Here is a 16177-nt window from a genome sequence, read left to right on the forward strand (position 1 = left end):
AAGGATGAAAAAAACCGGCTCTTCACTGGGAGCCGGTTTTTCTTTTTATAAGCTGTTCAACTGTTACCGTATAAGCGTCACCGTTCCTTTTATCAGTTTGACAGTACCGTCTATATATTCCACTGTCGCGAAATACACATAGGTGCCCATATCTGCTTTCTTTCCGTTTACCAGCCCGTTCCAGCCATAGCTCCGGTCGTTGGCCGGCGTATTCACTGCTTCAAATACCTTGTTGCCCGAGCGGTTAAACACCGACAGGTTACGCACCTGGCGAATATCCCAGCTGCCAATTACATAGAAATAATCATTCTGTCCGTCGCCATTGGGAGAAAAAGCATTTGGCATGCTGATGCCTGCATTGACGAAAGTCTGTATCTGCACACTGGCCGTATCGGTGCACCAGTAGTCGTTGGTGGCCGTTACCACATAACGCATGGAGGAAGTGGCCGCCGCCACCGGATAAGGACAGGTTACGCAGGACAGCCCCGATTGCGGCTCCCAGGCATAGGACGATGCCGGCCCACCGGTAACGGTCGTACGCAACGGTACGTTGGCAGGCCTCGGCAGTGATATCAATGCCGGCGCAGCACTAACGGAGAAGGTCTCATAATCTACCGCGCTCCGGTTGTTGGTATAGTCTGTTTCTGCCCATACAAATCCGCCTTTGTCATTTACCACGGCCACCACCTCCGCAGTACCGGGCGCACTGAGCACATGGGTAAACTCCCGGCAGTCGCCTTCTTTGGCCACCGGTGTATAAAACAACGGTTGCAGCAACGTGGTGCGTTCGTTACCGGGATCGCCGTTATAAAATGATACCGGTATTTTTTGGAAGATGGTATCGTAGCCGTTGGCTACACATACTTTAAACTTCACGAGAATATGCTGGTTGTCGTAACAATGCGCCGATAACAAGTTGACGGTAAGGTCCGGCGGCACCAGGTGTACATATTCCTCTCCTGTCAATACACAGCCGTAGCGGTTCGTCAACTTCAATCCTATCCGGCTGCTGTCCAGCATCTGAACAGATGGCGCCGGACAAATACCACAGTCCATCGTATAGGCATCACTGTTGTCCCACCGGATCGTGACCGGATCAAAGCCTTTCACCTCATAATAAAAATGAAACGGCGCTTTACGGAATACCGTGGTGTCTTTCGGCAATACCGTCAGCACAGGTGCTACATAATTGGCTGTATAATTATTATTAGTATAATCTGCTTCATTCAGCCCCGTGGCCGGCGGGAATGGCTGACGGTCTTTGTTTACCACGGCCACTACCTGTCCGGTGGTGGTATTTCGAAGGTATTGCCCATAAGTGCCGCAAACGCCAACAGAAGACAGCGGCGTCAGAAAAGTATTGCCCAGCCTTATGGCAGCAGGATCAGCAGGAAGACGGTCATAAAAATCTACCTGGAGGCCGATAGGTATATCGCCTTTAGCATAGGCATTACACAAGGAGAACGCCACATGCAGGCTGTCACCAGCGGAACAATCCACTTTGTCCAGTTTTATCGTATAGTCGTCTACCGGAGGGATGTGTATGGTGGCTATCGTATCCGCAAAGCAGGCGTATTGTGTATAGCCCCGCACTTTCACGATAGTGACGGTATCTTTGCGGTAAGGCGCGGTAAACGTAGCGTTGATGCAGGTGGTACAGTCCAGGTAAGGCAACGGGTCCCAGGTGGCGCTGGTCAGGGTACCTCCTTTGGCCGTGGGCTTCAGCACCAGTTGTTGCTGTGGCGTCAGGGTATAGTCGCCCGGTGCAAGCGACACACGAAACCGGAAGCCTTTCTTAAAGCTGACATTATTGGTGTAATCGCTTTCTGTTACGCCCGTATTGGGAAATACCAATGGAAAAACAGTCCCGTTGTCATTCATCACGGTCACCAGCGTATCGATGCCTTCGCGGCCGGCGTCCACAATGGTGGTGTAAAGTACCGACACACATTTGCCGGGCAGGTCTGCGGGCAGCGGGAAGGGTGTTCCTAACCGCTTGCCCTTTCCCAGCCGTGGATCATCGTCATAAAAAGAGACAGGGGTATTTTTAGGGATGGTCTGATATCCTTTGTTTTCAAAATAAAGCTTTACCCGCAGCTTGTTCTGCTGGTAACACTCCACCCCGGACACGTACACCACGCCATCGGCGGTAGGATCGTCCACCACAATGGTAACGGGATTGGTAGTGTCTTCGCAATGCCCGTCAGTAGCGTATAGCCGTACCTTATAATTAGCGGGCGTGTTAAATATATAATCCAGCTGTTCATTAGTGCTCACTACTGTTTCGGCCATTCCTTTATCGTTGCTGATCAGCCATTTCCAGGAGGTGGCGTTGCGGGAGCGGTTGGTAAATACCACATGATCTGTCTGTATGCCGAGTTTGGAGGCGATCTTGCGTTTATCCGGATAGAAGCGGGCCACCACGCCGCAGCTTACCGCCATGGCATCGGTGGTGGAAGCATGACAGCCGGTTACGTTGTCGGTTACATGCAATTCCAGCTGATAGGTTTTCTTTACAGTCACGGGCAGTGCCAGGGTAACGCCTGTCCCGGCCGGCGCGCCGTCTACCAGCCATTGTACTGACTGCCCCGCTGTAATGGCGGTGGTAAAAGTGACCACATCCCCGACCACCGGATAAGCAATGTCACGGCTGAAAGCCGCGGTGACGGCGCCCGCACAGGGGTCGTTGCAAACGGTGCTGGCCTGCATCAGCGGCAGGGCAGCGGCGATGAAATTACGCATGCGGGTGGTCTGGCCGGCGGTGAAGCCGAGCACGCAGCCGGTGCCTTGGCCATAGTCCATGAAATTGTCCGGCAGGTCAGGCACATCAACCGTGAAACCGGACAGCGTATCGGTGCTACAGGAGTTTTGGGGGGCGCTGCAGGCATAACCACCGGTGATGGTCCTTTCCGGCGGGGTGTCGCAAACCATATCGCCGTCGGTGAGACAGTCATCGTTTTTACAATCGCGGGCGGCAAAGGTATGCAGCAGGCTGAGGTAGTGCCCCATTTCGTGGGCCAGTACACCTACGCCCAGTCCGGCCACCACAATATCGCCGCCGGCGCTGGCATATCCGCCCATGGTGAGGCGGCTCCAGTTGCCGCAGCTGAAGTCCTGCATATAGTCGGAACGGATAGTGGACACCACCCATATATTGATATAACGGGTACGGTCCCACGCTCCCATGTCCGTTACTTCCCCTCCTTCCATGTCCACATCGAAATCGTTCAGGTAGGTATAGGTACGAACGATGCCGCTGGTGCGACCGCCATCGGGTGCCGTTTTAGCGAGGCAGAACCGTATTTTGGTATCGGTGCGGCCGCCGGTAAAAGCGCCGGTGGCGCTGTAAGCGTCATTCAGCTGCTGGAGGGCGTTGGCCACGTCCAGGTCCGTATAGGCGTTGAGGTTTTCGTTGAGTATATGCACCACCACCGGCAGGGTGATGATGGCGGGATCGGCCGCAGGCGCTCCGGGCACCGTCACATAGTGACGTTGCAGCAGGGCCTGGTTGATGGCCTGTTCCCGTGCCAGGAACGAAGGGTCCCGGCGCCATTGCTGTAGTAAAACGTCTGTGCCACAGGGACGTACCGTGGCAGGCATTCCTTCCTGGGCATAGATCATAATGGGGACCAGCAGCAGCCATAACACTGCTACCAGGTTTTTCAATGTGGTAGTGCTCATCTCGACAATAATAGGACGCGCAAATATATATTAATTTATTATAATCAATAGTTATCATTTCCCTCTATGGGGTTATCAATATTATCATTCTGCTCAAGGGCTACAGGAATAAAATGGTTGTTCTACTTTTACGGCTTGATACTAAACCAACAGACTGTGACACAAGAACATACCCGATCCGGCTATTTTTTCCTGATATTGATACTTGGCTCTTTGACGGCTTTAGCGCCGTTTTCCATAGACATGTACCTGCCGAGCTTTCCTGCGATCGCTAAAGATTTTGGCGTAGAGCAGGCCCGTGTGGGGCTGTCCCTCTCCAGTTTTTTCATCGGCATTTCAGCCGGGCAACTGCTGTACGGGCCGTTGCTGGACCGTTTTGGGCGTAAAGTACCGCTCATACTTGGATTACTGGTATACATCGCAGCCTCGCTGGGTTGCGTATATGCGGCCACGTTAAACAGCCTGGTCATACTTCGTTTTATCCAGGCGCTGGGCAGCTGTGCCGCCACTGTGGCTTCCGTAGCCATGGTCCGCGACCTGTTCCCGGTAAAGGAAAACGCGAAAGTGTTTGCCCTGCTGATGCTGGTAGTCGGCGCCTCCCCTATGCTGGCGCCCACAATTGGTGGTTACGCGGCCGCCGCTTTCCACTGGCATGCCGTATTTATTGTATTAGGCGGTATAGGCCTGCTGTTGCTGCTGGCCACCATCTGGTGGTTACCGGAGAGCTACCGGCCAGACACCACGCTGTCGCTCAAACCGGGGCCCATCATTCAGAGCTTCTGGACGGTGGCCACTACGCCACAGTTTTATACCTATGCCTTTACCGGCGCCATCGCTTTCTCCGGACTGTTTGCCTATGTGTCCGGTTCTCCGCAGGTCTTTATGGACGCCTACCACCTCGACGGCAAGACCTACGGCTGGATTTTCGCCGGCCTGTCGGTCGGTTTCATTGGTTGCAGCCAGGTCAACAGCTTCCTGCTGAAAAGATATGAAAGCCGGCAGATAGTGCCCGTAGCACTTACCTTGCAGGGTATCATCGCGGTGGTGATGGCTGTCAGCGCCTGGAACGACTGGCTCGGTCTCACCAGCCTGCTGTTGTTGTTGTTTTTATTCCTTTGTTGTATGGGCTTCATCAATCCCAATACAGCAGCGCTCTGCCTGGCGCCGTTCACGAAAAACGCCGGTACCGCTTCCGCCCTGATGGGTGCGCTGCAAATGGGCGTTGGCGCGTTGGCCGCCACCGTAGTGAGCCTGTATAACACCCATAATGCCGTTCCCCTCGCCCTCACCATGTGTGGTACGTCCCTTCTCGCGGCAGTCGTGCTGTTTATAGGCCGCCGGCAGATCAAAACCACCGTTGTCGCCGAAAAAGGCAGCGCCGTTTTGTCCCACTAGAAAAAATCAATAAAAAAAGTCCGTCTCCCTGCGTGCAGGGAGATGGACATACGCTTGCTTTCCCCGATCTTTGCTCTAAGAAAAAACTGTAGTCGTCGTTGAATCTGCCCACGGGGAAAAAAATTTCTCCGGACCAAAGAAAGATATTAATTTATCAACATATTTAAAGACTGGATAAATAGTCTTCTATTTTGTTTGAAAAAAACCCGAATTTGACATAGTACTTTTCTGCGTGATACCCTGTTTTAAATAATGACATAAATAGAGTATCTCAGGCACAAAATAACCATGACTTTTTAACTGACCTATTCCTGTCAAATAAGGATTATGTATTGACATTCAGTTTTAATCGTATAAGTTTTATGGATGACCAAAATACCATCAAACCCACGCCCGAACGAAAAATACTTCTGATAGAACGCGACGACCAGTATTTTACCCCTTTGGAGCTGATCCCGGACGATTTCAACGATACCGTGATTCCCTTTGCCCGTCAGTATTTCAAGCAGGACGCGGATTGCGACATGTTCTGCCAGAATATCAAAGTAAGGGATTTTTCCATCTGGCACCACGAAGTGCTGGCCAAAAGAAACATTCTGCTCACGCCGTATTCGCCGCGGCATATCCTGGCCCTTCATTTCAACCAGGCCGATGCCGTGGTGGCCAATATTCACGGGAGAGGCGACTTTAACATGATAGGGCGTCAGATCTGCCTGTTTAACCTGCCGGAGCAAATGCACACCGTTCCCGTTATTCCAGGGATACAGATCAGCAGCTTTCATATCAACATTATACCTGGTTGCATGGGGGCACTTGTACGGGAATTCCCGGAACTCAGAGGCCTGCTGCGCAAAAGAATCAGCGATCAGAGCGAACCACTCAATCAGCGTGACTGTACCACTAATATCGCTATCCAGCAGTTGCTGGACATTATCAAGGAATGCCGACTGATTGAAGACCAGGCTGAATGCCTCCTGCGCCGCTGCTGCGTGGCTATCTTCAGCAACTACCTCTGCCAGGACGCCACCCCGGAAAATATCCAGCGCCCGGTAGATGATGCCACACTGGTACGTGTCTTTCAATACCTGAAAGATAATGTAGAACTGGAATCGCCCCTGATGCACACCGCCTTTCTGTTTAACCTGCCCAGCGCAGTACTGGCTGGCGCATTTGAAAACATGTTCTACATTCCATTGGAAGATTTTGCATTCCAGCAGAAAATGCTGAGGGCCTATCATCTTCTGGTATATAAAAATATTACCCTCGCTGAAATCGCTCACAGCATTGGCCTGCCAGACGAGCAGGTATTCACGATAGCATTTATCAACTATTTCCATTGCGATCCGCTGTACATACGGAACGCCCAATGACCATGTCCTATTCATATATCCGCAGTCGCCTGATTTTTTTCAGGCGACGAGCGGTATTTCCCCCCGTTTTCCCGTCCTTTGCACAAATCTTTTTTCATGCGTGCATTCCTGTCAGCATCTTTTCTGATGCTGCTCTTTGTTACTTCCGCCGCCCAGTCCCTTCATTCCTTCGCTGATAGTCTTCGGCAAGCCCATCGTATCCCGGCACTCGGTTATGCTGTCATATCATCAGATACCATTTTCGATATTGACATGACAGGCTTCTGTAAAATCAATTCTGACATTCCGGCCACCATAGATCATCAGTTCCGTATTGGCTCCAACACCAAAGCCATCACCTGCATGATCGCGGCCATGCTGGTGCAACAACACCTGCTCTCCTGGGACACCCCCTTCTTTACACGCTTCCCTGACTGGAAAGCCGGCAGCAATAAGGCATATCATCACCTCACCCTCCAACAGCTGTTAACCTTCCGAAATAACCTTGCTCACTATACGTATACCCATCCTCATCCCCGCCCGGAGGAAATTACCGGCAGTGAAGCCAGCCAGCGCCAGCAATTTGCGCGCTGGCTGCTCCAACAGCCACCCGTAGCTGACACAGGTCTTAACCTCACCAACAGTGGCTACGCCCTCGCCGGCCTCATGCTGGAAAAAGCCAGCGGCAAAAGCTATCCTCAGTTGCTGGAGGCACTAGGTCTACAATTACATATCCGGTTTGGCCTTGGCAGTCCTAACGTTAGCGACACTACGCAACCATGGGGCCACGATGCACAAGGCCGTCCTGAAGCACCGGCGTATAATCCCAGGCTTAACTGGCTGCAGGTGGCCGGCAACATCCATGTCAGCCTGCGGGACTATAGCCGGTTTATACAGGAACAACTGCGCGGCCTCGCCGGGAAATCTCCACTGCTTTCAGCCAGTATTTTCCGGCAATTACATTTTGGCCTCCCAGGCTTTGCCTATGGCTGGTTCACTGACATCAACGCTAACGCGCACTCCATATCGTACAACAGCGGTACGCCAGGCACTTTCGTCACCACGGTGAAAGTGATACCCGCTGTTGACCGCGCCTATATTGTTTTCACCAACATACAACAGGAAAACACTGTAGAAATTGCCAACATGCTCCTGCACGCGCTCGAAACGAAGTATGGATATTAACCTGTACCTTTAATACACACAAAACCTCTCCCATGGCTTTTGATGAAAAAATGGCCGATCGCGTCAGAGAACTGATCGCACCTGCGTCGGCCAACATTGAAGAAAAGAAAATGTTTGGCGGTCTCTGTTTTATGGTCGATGATAAAATGTGCGTAGGCGTAAAAGCCGACAACATCATGCTGCGCATTGATCCGGCGCTGACAGACGCCGCGCTGGAGGAAGAAAGTTGCATGCCCATGGTGCATGGTGGCAAAATAATGCCGGGGTTTGTATACGTGGACAACTCTGCCCTACGCACGAAAAAGCAGCTGGAACACTGGGTAAATAGGGCTTTGGCATATAACAAAGTAGCTACTCCGTCCAAAAAGAAAACCGCTGCCACACCGAAAAAGAAAGCTGCTGCCACTAAAAAAAAGTAATTGTTCATGGCCGCCGGTAGGCCGGTTTACAAATGTTTTTCTATCTTTAGCGCCCCCTATAGTGATAGCATTATCATTTTTAAATCTGTATTCTTTAACTGGCATTATCTGGAAGCTATGAACACTTTTACAATTATTACGGCTTTAATCACTATCAGTGCGCTGATTTCGTACATCAACAACCGGTTTATCAAACTCCCCGGCACCATAGGCGTGATCGTGGTTTCGCTGTTGTTGTCCCTGCTGATTTTGTTTACCGGTAAAATTTTCCCCGACGCTTACGCGTTCATCAAAGATCTCACCAGCAGTATTGACTTTACACAAACACTGCTGGATATTATGTTAGGCTTCCTCCTGTTTGCGAGCGCCCTGCAATTCGACTTTCAGAAACTGAAAGAACAACGTTACCCGGTGCTGATACTCAGTACCATCGGGGTAATTGGCTCTACCTTTATCTTCGGTTATCTGCTGTATTGGGCCACAGGACTGCTGCACATTGAACTGCCGCTGCTTTACTGCCTGCTGTTTGGCGCGCTCATTTCACCTACCGATCCGGTGGCCGTGATGTCTGTACTGAAAAAATCTAAAGTGCCATCTTCGCTGGAAACCATTATCGGTGGAGAATCCCTGCTGAATGACGGTACTGGTATCCTGCTCTTCGTTATCCTGAAAGAACTGGCTGCCAGCTCCGACGCACATGTTTCTTTTTCACATACGGTCGCCCTGTTTTCACAGGAAGTGTTCGGCGGTATCCTGTTAGGCGTTATCTCCGGCCTGGTAGCTTATCGCACCATGAAACGGGTAGACGACTTCCAGATCATCGTCATGGTGTCATTATCCATGGTAATGGTGATATCCGTACTGGGCGCCATCTTGCACGTGTCCATTCCGCTGGCCGCAGTCTCTGCCGGCCTTATCCTTGGCAATACCTCCCTGGGCACCAAACAATCAGAAGACATGCAACGTTACTTCCATAACGTATGGCATTTGATAGATGAACTGCTCAATACCATTCTCTTTGTGATGATCGGGCTACAAATTGTGCTGATGCCTTTCCTTAAAAATTACTGGCTGACAGGCCTCTTCGCAGTACTCTTCGTACTGGTGGCCAGGGCGATGAGTATCTATATCCCGTCATTACTATTGAAACGTTCATTGAAAACAACCTATAAAGGCATTACGATACTGGTATGGGCCGGACTTCGTGGGGGCATCTCCGTGGCACTCGCCATGTCACTCCCTGAATCGCCCTACAAGGAAATTATCCTCTCGGGAAGTTATTTCGTGGTGCTGTTCTCTATCATTATACAAGGGCTTACCCTGAAACGGGTGGTCAACAGAATGATCGCTTAAACGGCTATATGCAAAAAGAAGAGGACGTCTCAAATTAAAACTGAGACGTCCTCTTCTTTTTATGCACAGTGTATAACCTGCACGGACAATTATTTCTCCTGCCTGCTTTCCAGCTCCTGAATTCTTTTTTCCATTTTGATCATGTGTAAGGTCATCTCTTCTATTTTCTGCAGCAGCAGTTTATTCATTTCACCTACGTCCACCCCCTTTTCAGCAACTTCTTTTTCGGAAGGGATATCAGGCAGATGTTTGTTGACTTTGATGAAGGCTTCTGTTTCCTGTAATGAAGGGAGTTTATAATCATCATGAAAAACAAAATCGGCCCAGGTGCCTTGTGCCACCTTTATTCTACGGGCACCCAGCGAGCCTTCCACGACCATCCTGAAACCTGTCACAGGTTCAGTCCCGATACCCATTTCTCCGTTTTCGTTCATAATTAACCGGTAATTGGGGACTTTGCTGGCGTCCTCCACATCGGTCGTAAAGAGATAGAGTTTATTGCCCACACCCCCCAGGCCAATCTTTGTGGTGCCTGCATCGAAAGCTATTGCCTGTCCTGTTGGTAGCCGGAGCGGCTTTCTCCAGTTGTAGGCGGTCCAGTTAACGATGCCATTCAAATACAACGATCCTATTGTCCTGCCCTGCCTGTTTACATAACCATCCACAGACGTTTTAAACGTATGGGGAGGTTCATTCAGCATCGTCAATGGCAGGGGATTCGCTACACCATCGAATACAGCCGGCGCCTCTATCGCATAACGGGATGTATAGGAATAAGACGTATTTCCCCTCAGCCAGATAATGATCTCATTCGCGTTATTGAAGCCTGTAACATCCCTCCAGCCTGCAATGAAGTCATAGGCAGATCCAGCCTGATGGATATCCGCTTCAATAAAATCAGACCCGTTTCCCCAATTGGTAACGTGGTAGCGGAATTTTGCCAGTAAAGAACCTCTCCATTCATTGCCCCCATCGCGATGGACATCCGCCCTCCCTATTTCCAATTCTGAAGCAGTGTTGGCAAACCAGCCGTTGTCTTTCCATACAACCGGATAAAACTTGTCAATGTCGCCGCCTACAAAAAAGGTACCTGTTGTCTGCCCCGATGCCGTGGCAGCAACCATCAACAAAAAAGACCATAATAAAGCCAGGGAAAAATATTTCATAGATATCTAAGGTTTTAAAAAATGCGGGATGGGTATAACAATTTTATGACTACAGTTACAATATGGTTCGCAATATAACAAACTTTGCATCTGAAACAAACCGGAAAGGTATTTATTGCCGCCTGGTACAGAAATTAAACAGCGGGTGCCTTGCGGCTACAGCTATGAAGACACCCGCTTCTTCTTATTTTACAACAATGTTGCGCGTCAGCTTAAAATCTGTGGAAGACGATCCAACATGTACGCCATATGTTCCCTTATACAGCTTCCAGCGTTGCTGTGACAGGTCCCATTTCTGCAACTCTGCCATGGGTATTTCCAGCGTCACAGCAGTGGCATTGCCCTGTTTTACCGACACCCGCTTAAAGGCTTTCAGCTCTTTCAACGGCATCCTTTCCTGGTCCGGATAGGTGATGTATGCCTGTAATACTTCATCTCCGTCCATATTACCGGTATTGCGCACGTTAACGGTCATACGAATGGTATCATTCAGTTTATAACCGTTGGCCGGCGCCTGTTGCCAGTCATACGTAAACGTGGTATAGCTGAGACCGAAACCGAAAGGATAAGCTGCCTTGCCTTTAAAATAACGATAGGTGCGGTTTTTCATGCTATAGTCCTTGTAGTCCGGGAGGTCTTTCACCGATTGATAAAAGGTGACCGGGAGGCGCCCTGCGGGCGAATATTTTCCGAAGATGATGTCCGCGAGCGCAGTACCGCCTTGCTCGCCAGGGTACCATGCCAGGATGATCGCATCTGCGTAAGGCTCAATGGCAGTAACATCTACCGCGCTGCCGGCGGTAACGACTGCTATGATCGGCTTTTTATGCGCAGCCCTCAACTTCTGCATAAAAACCACCTGCGAACGGGGAAGGCTCAACGAATTTTTATCCCCACCGGAGGCAGACAGGAAAGCATCTCCTTCCTCCCCTTCCAGCAAAGGCGTAAGTCCTATCACGGCAACTGTCACATCACAGTTCTGAGAGGCCCAGATACCTCCGAAATGCAGCGTATCCGTAAAATCACATCCCTGGTCATATTGAGTGGCCATGCCCGGTCCGGCTGCTTTGCTGAGGCCGGCGGTGAAGGTCACCATATTGCCGGACACGCCGTGATAGTTGCCCATCAGCGCTTCCAGCGAGGCGGAATTGGAACCGGTGACCAGCATAGAGGCGTATTTGTCTTGTTGCAACGGCAGCACGCCGTTATTCTTCAGCAATACCATACTTTCTCTTGCAGCCTGGAGCGCCAGTGAAGTATGCCAGGCATTGTTCACGCTGTCGGCCCCGTAACCGCTGTAGCGGCTGTGTCCCGGCACATCATACAGCCCGAGCTTCATTTGGGTACGCAGACTGGCGCTCAGCGCACTGTCTACGTCCGCAGGTTTCAGCCAGCCTTTATCGATCGCTTTTAATACATCATCCTGTAAAATATTCGCGCAATCCAGGTTAACGCCTGCTTTGATAGCGGCAGCAGCCACTTCCTCGCGGGTAGGAATAGCTTTATGGCGCAACCAGATATCGTCCAGCGCCCAGCAGTCGGTCACCACCTGTCCGCTGAATTTCCACTCCTTCCGCAGAATATCCTGCAGCAAGGTGTTACCGGTGCAACATGGCTGGCTGTTTACCCTGTTATAGGCGCACATGATAGATTCCACATGGCCGTCCACCATCTTTTTGAAGGCATAGAGATAAGTCTCGCGCAGGTCTTTTTCATCGACCACCGCATTGAAACTATGGCGGTCCGCTTCCGGTCCGCTATGTACGGCAAAATGTTTGGCGCATGCGGCTGTTTTCAGCGCTCCCGGCTCATCGCCCTGCAGGCCATGTACAAACGCGCCGGCCATGGTGCCTGTCAGATAAGGGTCTTCCCCATAGGTCTCCTGTCCCCGGCCCCACCGCGGGTCGCGGAAAATATTGACGTTCGGCGTCCAGAAATTCAGCCCCATATACTGCACGTGGCGACCGGCGGCAACGGCCAGGTTATACTTCGCGCGGGCTTCTGTGGAAATAGCAGTAGCCACAGACTGCGCCAGCGGCGCGTTAAAAGAAGCCGACAGCCCTATGGCCTGCGGAAACACAGTGGCTTCACCGCCACGGGCTATGCCATGCAATGCTTCGTTCCACCAGTTATAGGCAGGAATATGCAACCGCTCAATAGCGGGACTGTTATATCCCAACAAGGAGATTTTCTCCTGCAACGTTAATGTATGCAGCAGGTCATTGACGCGCTGATCAACCGGCGCACCTGCCTTACGGAACAGCGGCTGCTCCTGTGCAAACAATGTTCCCACTGGTAGCAGCGCCATCGCATATGCCAGCTGTTTTCTTTTTTTCAACATGCTAAAAGCCTTAAATTGTATATGAATTAATTCCCGTCGTACATCGCAAGTTATCGTGTTTATTTTGTAATCAGAACGGGCGCCGGCGGATTGCTTATTAAGAATCAACAATTAATAAAATAGTATAAAAAGATGATCGCCAACAGCACTAAATGGGAGAAAATAAGGGCCGATTACCCGGTCTTCAATACATACACTTACTTCTTTACCAATGGCGGCGCGCCTGTCAGCAAACCGCTGGTGGACAAGGCCTCCGCGCTGCTGACCGATCTGAGTGAACAGGGCCGGGGCGTAATGTCTGTCTGGAACCCCGAAGTAGAGGAAATACGGGCCACCATGGCAGGTATGATCAACGCGAACACTGCTGAAGTGGCCTTTATCACCAACACTGCACAAGCCATGGGATTGCTTGTGGGCATGTTTCCCACGACGTTTGAAATACTTACCATGAAGGATGATTTCCCCACCAGCTTCGTTCCCTGGATACATCATGGCCATTCGGTACGCCTCGTGCAGCCGGAAGCCAACGGCGCAATACCGCTCAGTACTATCGAACAACAAATTACACCGGACACGCGTATACTTATCCTCAGCCACGTGATGTTCCGCTCGGGCTACCGGCACGATCTGCAGGCTATAGGGGAGTTATGTAAAAAAAGAGGTATCATACTGATCGTGGACGCCACACAGTCTTTTGGCGTCAATGAAATAGATGTGGCAGCCTGCAACATCGACATTCTGATTTTCCATACCTACAAATGGGCGGCGGCAGGATACGGCTCCGGTGGCATGTACGTGTCCCGCCAACTACAGGAAAAATATCCGCCTAAAACCATGGGATGGTACAATGTGACCTATCCCAATCCGGATTTTGATACCACGCAGGACTATACGCAGTTTAAGCCCAAACAGGACGCCACCGTATTTGAACAGGGCACCCCTCCCTTTCTTAATATACTGTTGCTCGGTGAAGCGCTGCGTTACATCAATGCCATCGGCATCGCAGACATTCACGCTTATATCCAGGCACTGGTCACCTACCTGCATGAAGAAGCACGGAAACATAAAGTGGAAGTCCTTTCCAACTTCGGGCCGCAGCACCTTTCGGCGATACAGCGCCTAAAAATCACGCCCGGACAGTTCCGGCAGCTCGAAGAAAGCGGCATCATGGCGCGCTATAAAAATAACATGCTCACGATCGGCATTAATTTCTATAACAACAAAGCCGATATAGACACGCTTTTTGCGGCCCTGCAATAACTTATACTTTCAGGCCTCCGAACATACTGAACAGGATGATGCCCAGCACCAGCAGGGTAATCACCACGTACATGCGGTCTTTCTCTACGGCAAAACCGATCAGGGAAAAGAACACGCGAAGGATGGGTGTTGCCAGCAGTATCAGGGCGCCGAACTGAATAACGGCCGACGGTTTAAAAGTGGCCAGCCCACGGAAAATACCGCCGAAAGTGGTGTATTCTTTGCCTTCCCCGGTAAAAGTGCTGTAGTCAGGGAGACTGTCAGCACCGTGTTTGGCCAAATATAATACGCCGCCTACAAAAGCGATGGCACTGGCGGTGATCACACCGGTACGCAACACCTGTCCTACCAGTAAAGCTATGTCCCGGTCGCCTGTTAATGTTTTGATGAGTTTCATGGCTTGTGTTTAAAACTGGTGATGTAATCCGTTGTAGATCATTTCCAGTGCCACAAAAGAAATGGCCACACAGAAAATGTAACGTAACGTTTTCGGGTTCATGATCGTCAGCAAGCGCGCGCCGGTGAAGGCGCCGCCCAGTACGCCCAATACTACCGGAAAGGCAATCCCCGGATCTATATAGCCACGCTGGAGATACACTACAGCACTGGCCGCGGCGGTGACGCCGATCATAAAATTGCTGGTGGTGGTGCTTACCTTAAAAGGAATTTTCATCGCGCCGTCCATGGCCAGCACTTTCAACGCACCAGAACCAATGCCCAGCAGCCCGGATAAAACGCCGGCCAGCAACATAATAGAGAACCCGCCGCCGATGTTCTGCAACTTGTAGGGCACCTCTCCCTGTGGTGTAGGGTAACTGCCATTTAGTTTTAATACATAAGATAAACGGCTTCCTTCCTGCAAGGCATGCTCATGTTTTTTGCGTACGGTCATCAGCGCCGAAAAAATCAGCACTACGCCAAAGAGTATCGCAATGGTATTGGTCGGCGTAAAAACGGCTATCAGCGCCCCTCCTACCGCTCCCAGCGTAGTGGCGATCTCGAGGAACATGCCCAGCCGCACATTGGTGATGCCTTCTTTGATATAAGCCGACGCCGCCCCTGATGAATTGGCGATAGACGCCAGCAAGGCCGCGCCAATGGCGTAACGGATATCCACATGAAAGACCAGCGTCAGCAGCGGGATCACGACCACGCCACCGCCCAGTCCTGTCAATGAACCTAAGAGGCCCGCCACATATGCGCCGGCAAGCAGTATCAGACTGAAAATAAGTATGTTCATCTTTCGGAATGTTTAGTAGTTGTTGTCCAGTATATCTTCCATGGCCTGCCGCGATAACTTGACGTTACCGCTCCTGATGGCTTCATACAGCTGTTCATGCAAATGGTGGCTGATTGCAAAGTGACTGATGCTCTCCGTGTCCCGTTTGGCAAAGAAGTCCCGTATCACCGCAGTGAAACTGCGATAAAGGTCGGCCAGCACATGATTGCCGCTGGCTTTGGCAATGGCGGTGTGAAAAGCAATGTCCGCTTCCATACAGTCGTGGTACTGCTGTCCAAGGATCGCTTTTTTACGCAGGTCAAGATATTTCTTCATCTCCGTCAGCGACGCTTTGGTATGATGCTGCGCTGCCAGCTTCACTATTTCATAGTCCAGCATGCGCCGCACCTGGTTGATTTCTTCAAAGTCCGCCCGCCGCAGCCGCTGGTCCAGCGATTCTGTCTGTACCGATTCACTGACATAGGTGCCGGAGCCTTGTTGTACCCGCAATATCCCCGACATGGCCAGTGTTTTTACCGCCTCGCGGATAGTAGAGCGCCCCACCGCATATTGCACCATCAGTTCGGGTTCTGTCGGTATCTTCTGCCCCGGCTTATAAATACCCTGAGAGATGTCTTTCTGGATAGCGTTGATAACGCGGTTGGAAAGTTTCGATGTCTGGTCCATATAAAACTCATTACGTCACAAAGGTATGATGTTTATTTAAAACATCAGATGATTTAACAGAAAAAAAATAAAAAGCCGCCTCTGCTGTGAAGAGACGGCTAAGTAACAAGCATGATCCGAAT

The 16177-nt window shown here is 50.9% G+C and carries 12 protein-coding genes; 6 read left to right on the top strand and 6 right to left on the bottom strand.

Going from position 1 to position 16177, the window contains the following annotated elements; all coding sequences use genetic code 11:
- Window positions 1-63 precede the first annotated feature (63 nt).
- The gene (locus tag HGH92_RS00735) at window positions 64-3681 is read right to left on the bottom strand and encodes a gliding motility-associated C-terminal domain-containing protein (protein WP_168868862.1); all 3618 of its coding nucleotides are present in this window, start codon (window positions 3679-3681) and stop codon (window positions 64-66) included.
- 156 nt (window positions 3682-3837) lie between these two features.
- On the opposite strand from HGH92_RS00735, the gene HGH92_RS00740 reads away from it, so the two are divergent.
- The 5 genes from HGH92_RS00740 (at window position 3838) to HGH92_RS00760 (ending at window position 9382) form a co-directional block, all read left to right on the top strand.
- On the top strand, window positions 3838-5076 hold the full coding sequence (locus HGH92_RS00740) for a multidrug effflux MFS transporter (protein ID WP_317166358.1): 1239 nt from the start codon (window positions 3838-3840) through the stop codon (window positions 5074-5076).
- 362 nt (window positions 5077-5438) lie between these two features.
- Window positions 5439-6446 carry a helix-turn-helix transcriptional regulator gene (locus HGH92_RS00745; RefSeq protein WP_168868864.1) on the top strand — a complete coding sequence of 336 codons (1008 nt, stop codon included), beginning with the start codon at window positions 5439-5441 and terminating at the stop codon, window positions 6444-6446.
- Window positions 6447-6542: 96 nt separating this feature from the next.
- Window positions 6543-7610 carry a serine hydrolase domain-containing protein gene (locus HGH92_RS00750; protein WP_168868865.1) on the top strand — a complete coding sequence of 356 codons (1068 nt, stop codon included), beginning with the start codon at window positions 6543-6545 and terminating at the stop codon, window positions 7608-7610.
- Between the two features lie 32 nt (window positions 7611-7642).
- Entirely contained in the window at window positions 7643-8029 is a 387-nt protein-coding gene (locus tag HGH92_RS00755; protein ID WP_211092503.1) for a TfoX/Sxy family protein, read from the top strand.
- 117 nt (window positions 8030-8146) lie between these two features.
- Entirely contained in the window at window positions 8147-9382 is a 1236-nt protein-coding gene (locus HGH92_RS00760) for a cation:proton antiporter (protein ID WP_168868866.1), read from the top strand.
- A gap of 89 nt (window positions 9383-9471) precedes the next feature.
- Here the strand turns inward: HGH92_RS00760 and HGH92_RS00765 are convergent, their stop codons facing one another.
- Window positions 9472-10548 carry a hypothetical protein gene (locus tag HGH92_RS00765; protein WP_168868867.1) on the bottom strand — a complete coding sequence of 359 codons (1077 nt, stop codon included), beginning with the start codon at window positions 10546-10548 and terminating at the stop codon, window positions 9472-9474.
- A gap of 184 nt (window positions 10549-10732) precedes the next feature.
- The gene (locus HGH92_RS00770; RefSeq protein WP_247654801.1) at window positions 10733-12889 is read right to left on the bottom strand and encodes a glycoside hydrolase family 3 N-terminal domain-containing protein; all 2157 of its coding nucleotides are present in this window, start codon (window positions 12887-12889) and stop codon (window positions 10733-10735) included.
- A 132-nt stretch (window positions 12890-13021) separates the two neighbouring features.
- Here HGH92_RS00770 and HGH92_RS00775 point away from each other — a divergent pair, with 132 nt between their 5' ends.
- Window positions 13022-14149 carry an aminotransferase class V-fold PLP-dependent enzyme gene (locus tag HGH92_RS00775; protein ID WP_168868868.1) on the top strand — a complete coding sequence of 376 codons (1128 nt, stop codon included), beginning with the start codon at window positions 13022-13024 and terminating at the stop codon, window positions 14147-14149.
- A 1-nt stretch (window position 14150) separates the two neighbouring features.
- On the opposite strand, the gene HGH92_RS00780 is transcribed toward HGH92_RS00775, so the two are convergent.
- Genes HGH92_RS00780 through HGH92_RS00790 form a run of 3 tightly spaced genes read right to left on the bottom strand, consistent with a single transcriptional unit; the run spans window position 14151 to window position 16055 of the window.
- Entirely contained in the window at window positions 14151-14546 is a 396-nt protein-coding gene (locus HGH92_RS00780) for a DUF1634 domain-containing protein (protein WP_168868869.1), read from the bottom strand.
- 9 nt (window positions 14547-14555) lie between these two features.
- The gene (locus HGH92_RS00785; RefSeq protein WP_168868870.1) at window positions 14556-15389 is read right to left on the bottom strand and encodes a sulfite exporter TauE/SafE family protein; all 834 of its coding nucleotides are present in this window, start codon (window positions 15387-15389) and stop codon (window positions 14556-14558) included.
- A 12-nt stretch (window positions 15390-15401) separates the two neighbouring features.
- A complete protein-coding gene (locus HGH92_RS00790; RefSeq protein WP_168868871.1) occupies window positions 15402-16055 on the bottom strand; it encodes a FadR/GntR family transcriptional regulator in 654 nt (217 codons plus the stop codon).
- Window positions 16056-16177: the final 122 nt, after the last annotated feature.

This window comes from Chitinophaga varians (assembly GCF_012641275.1).
Classification (GTDB): domain Bacteria; phylum Bacteroidota; class Bacteroidia; order Chitinophagales; family Chitinophagaceae; genus Chitinophaga; species Chitinophaga varians_A.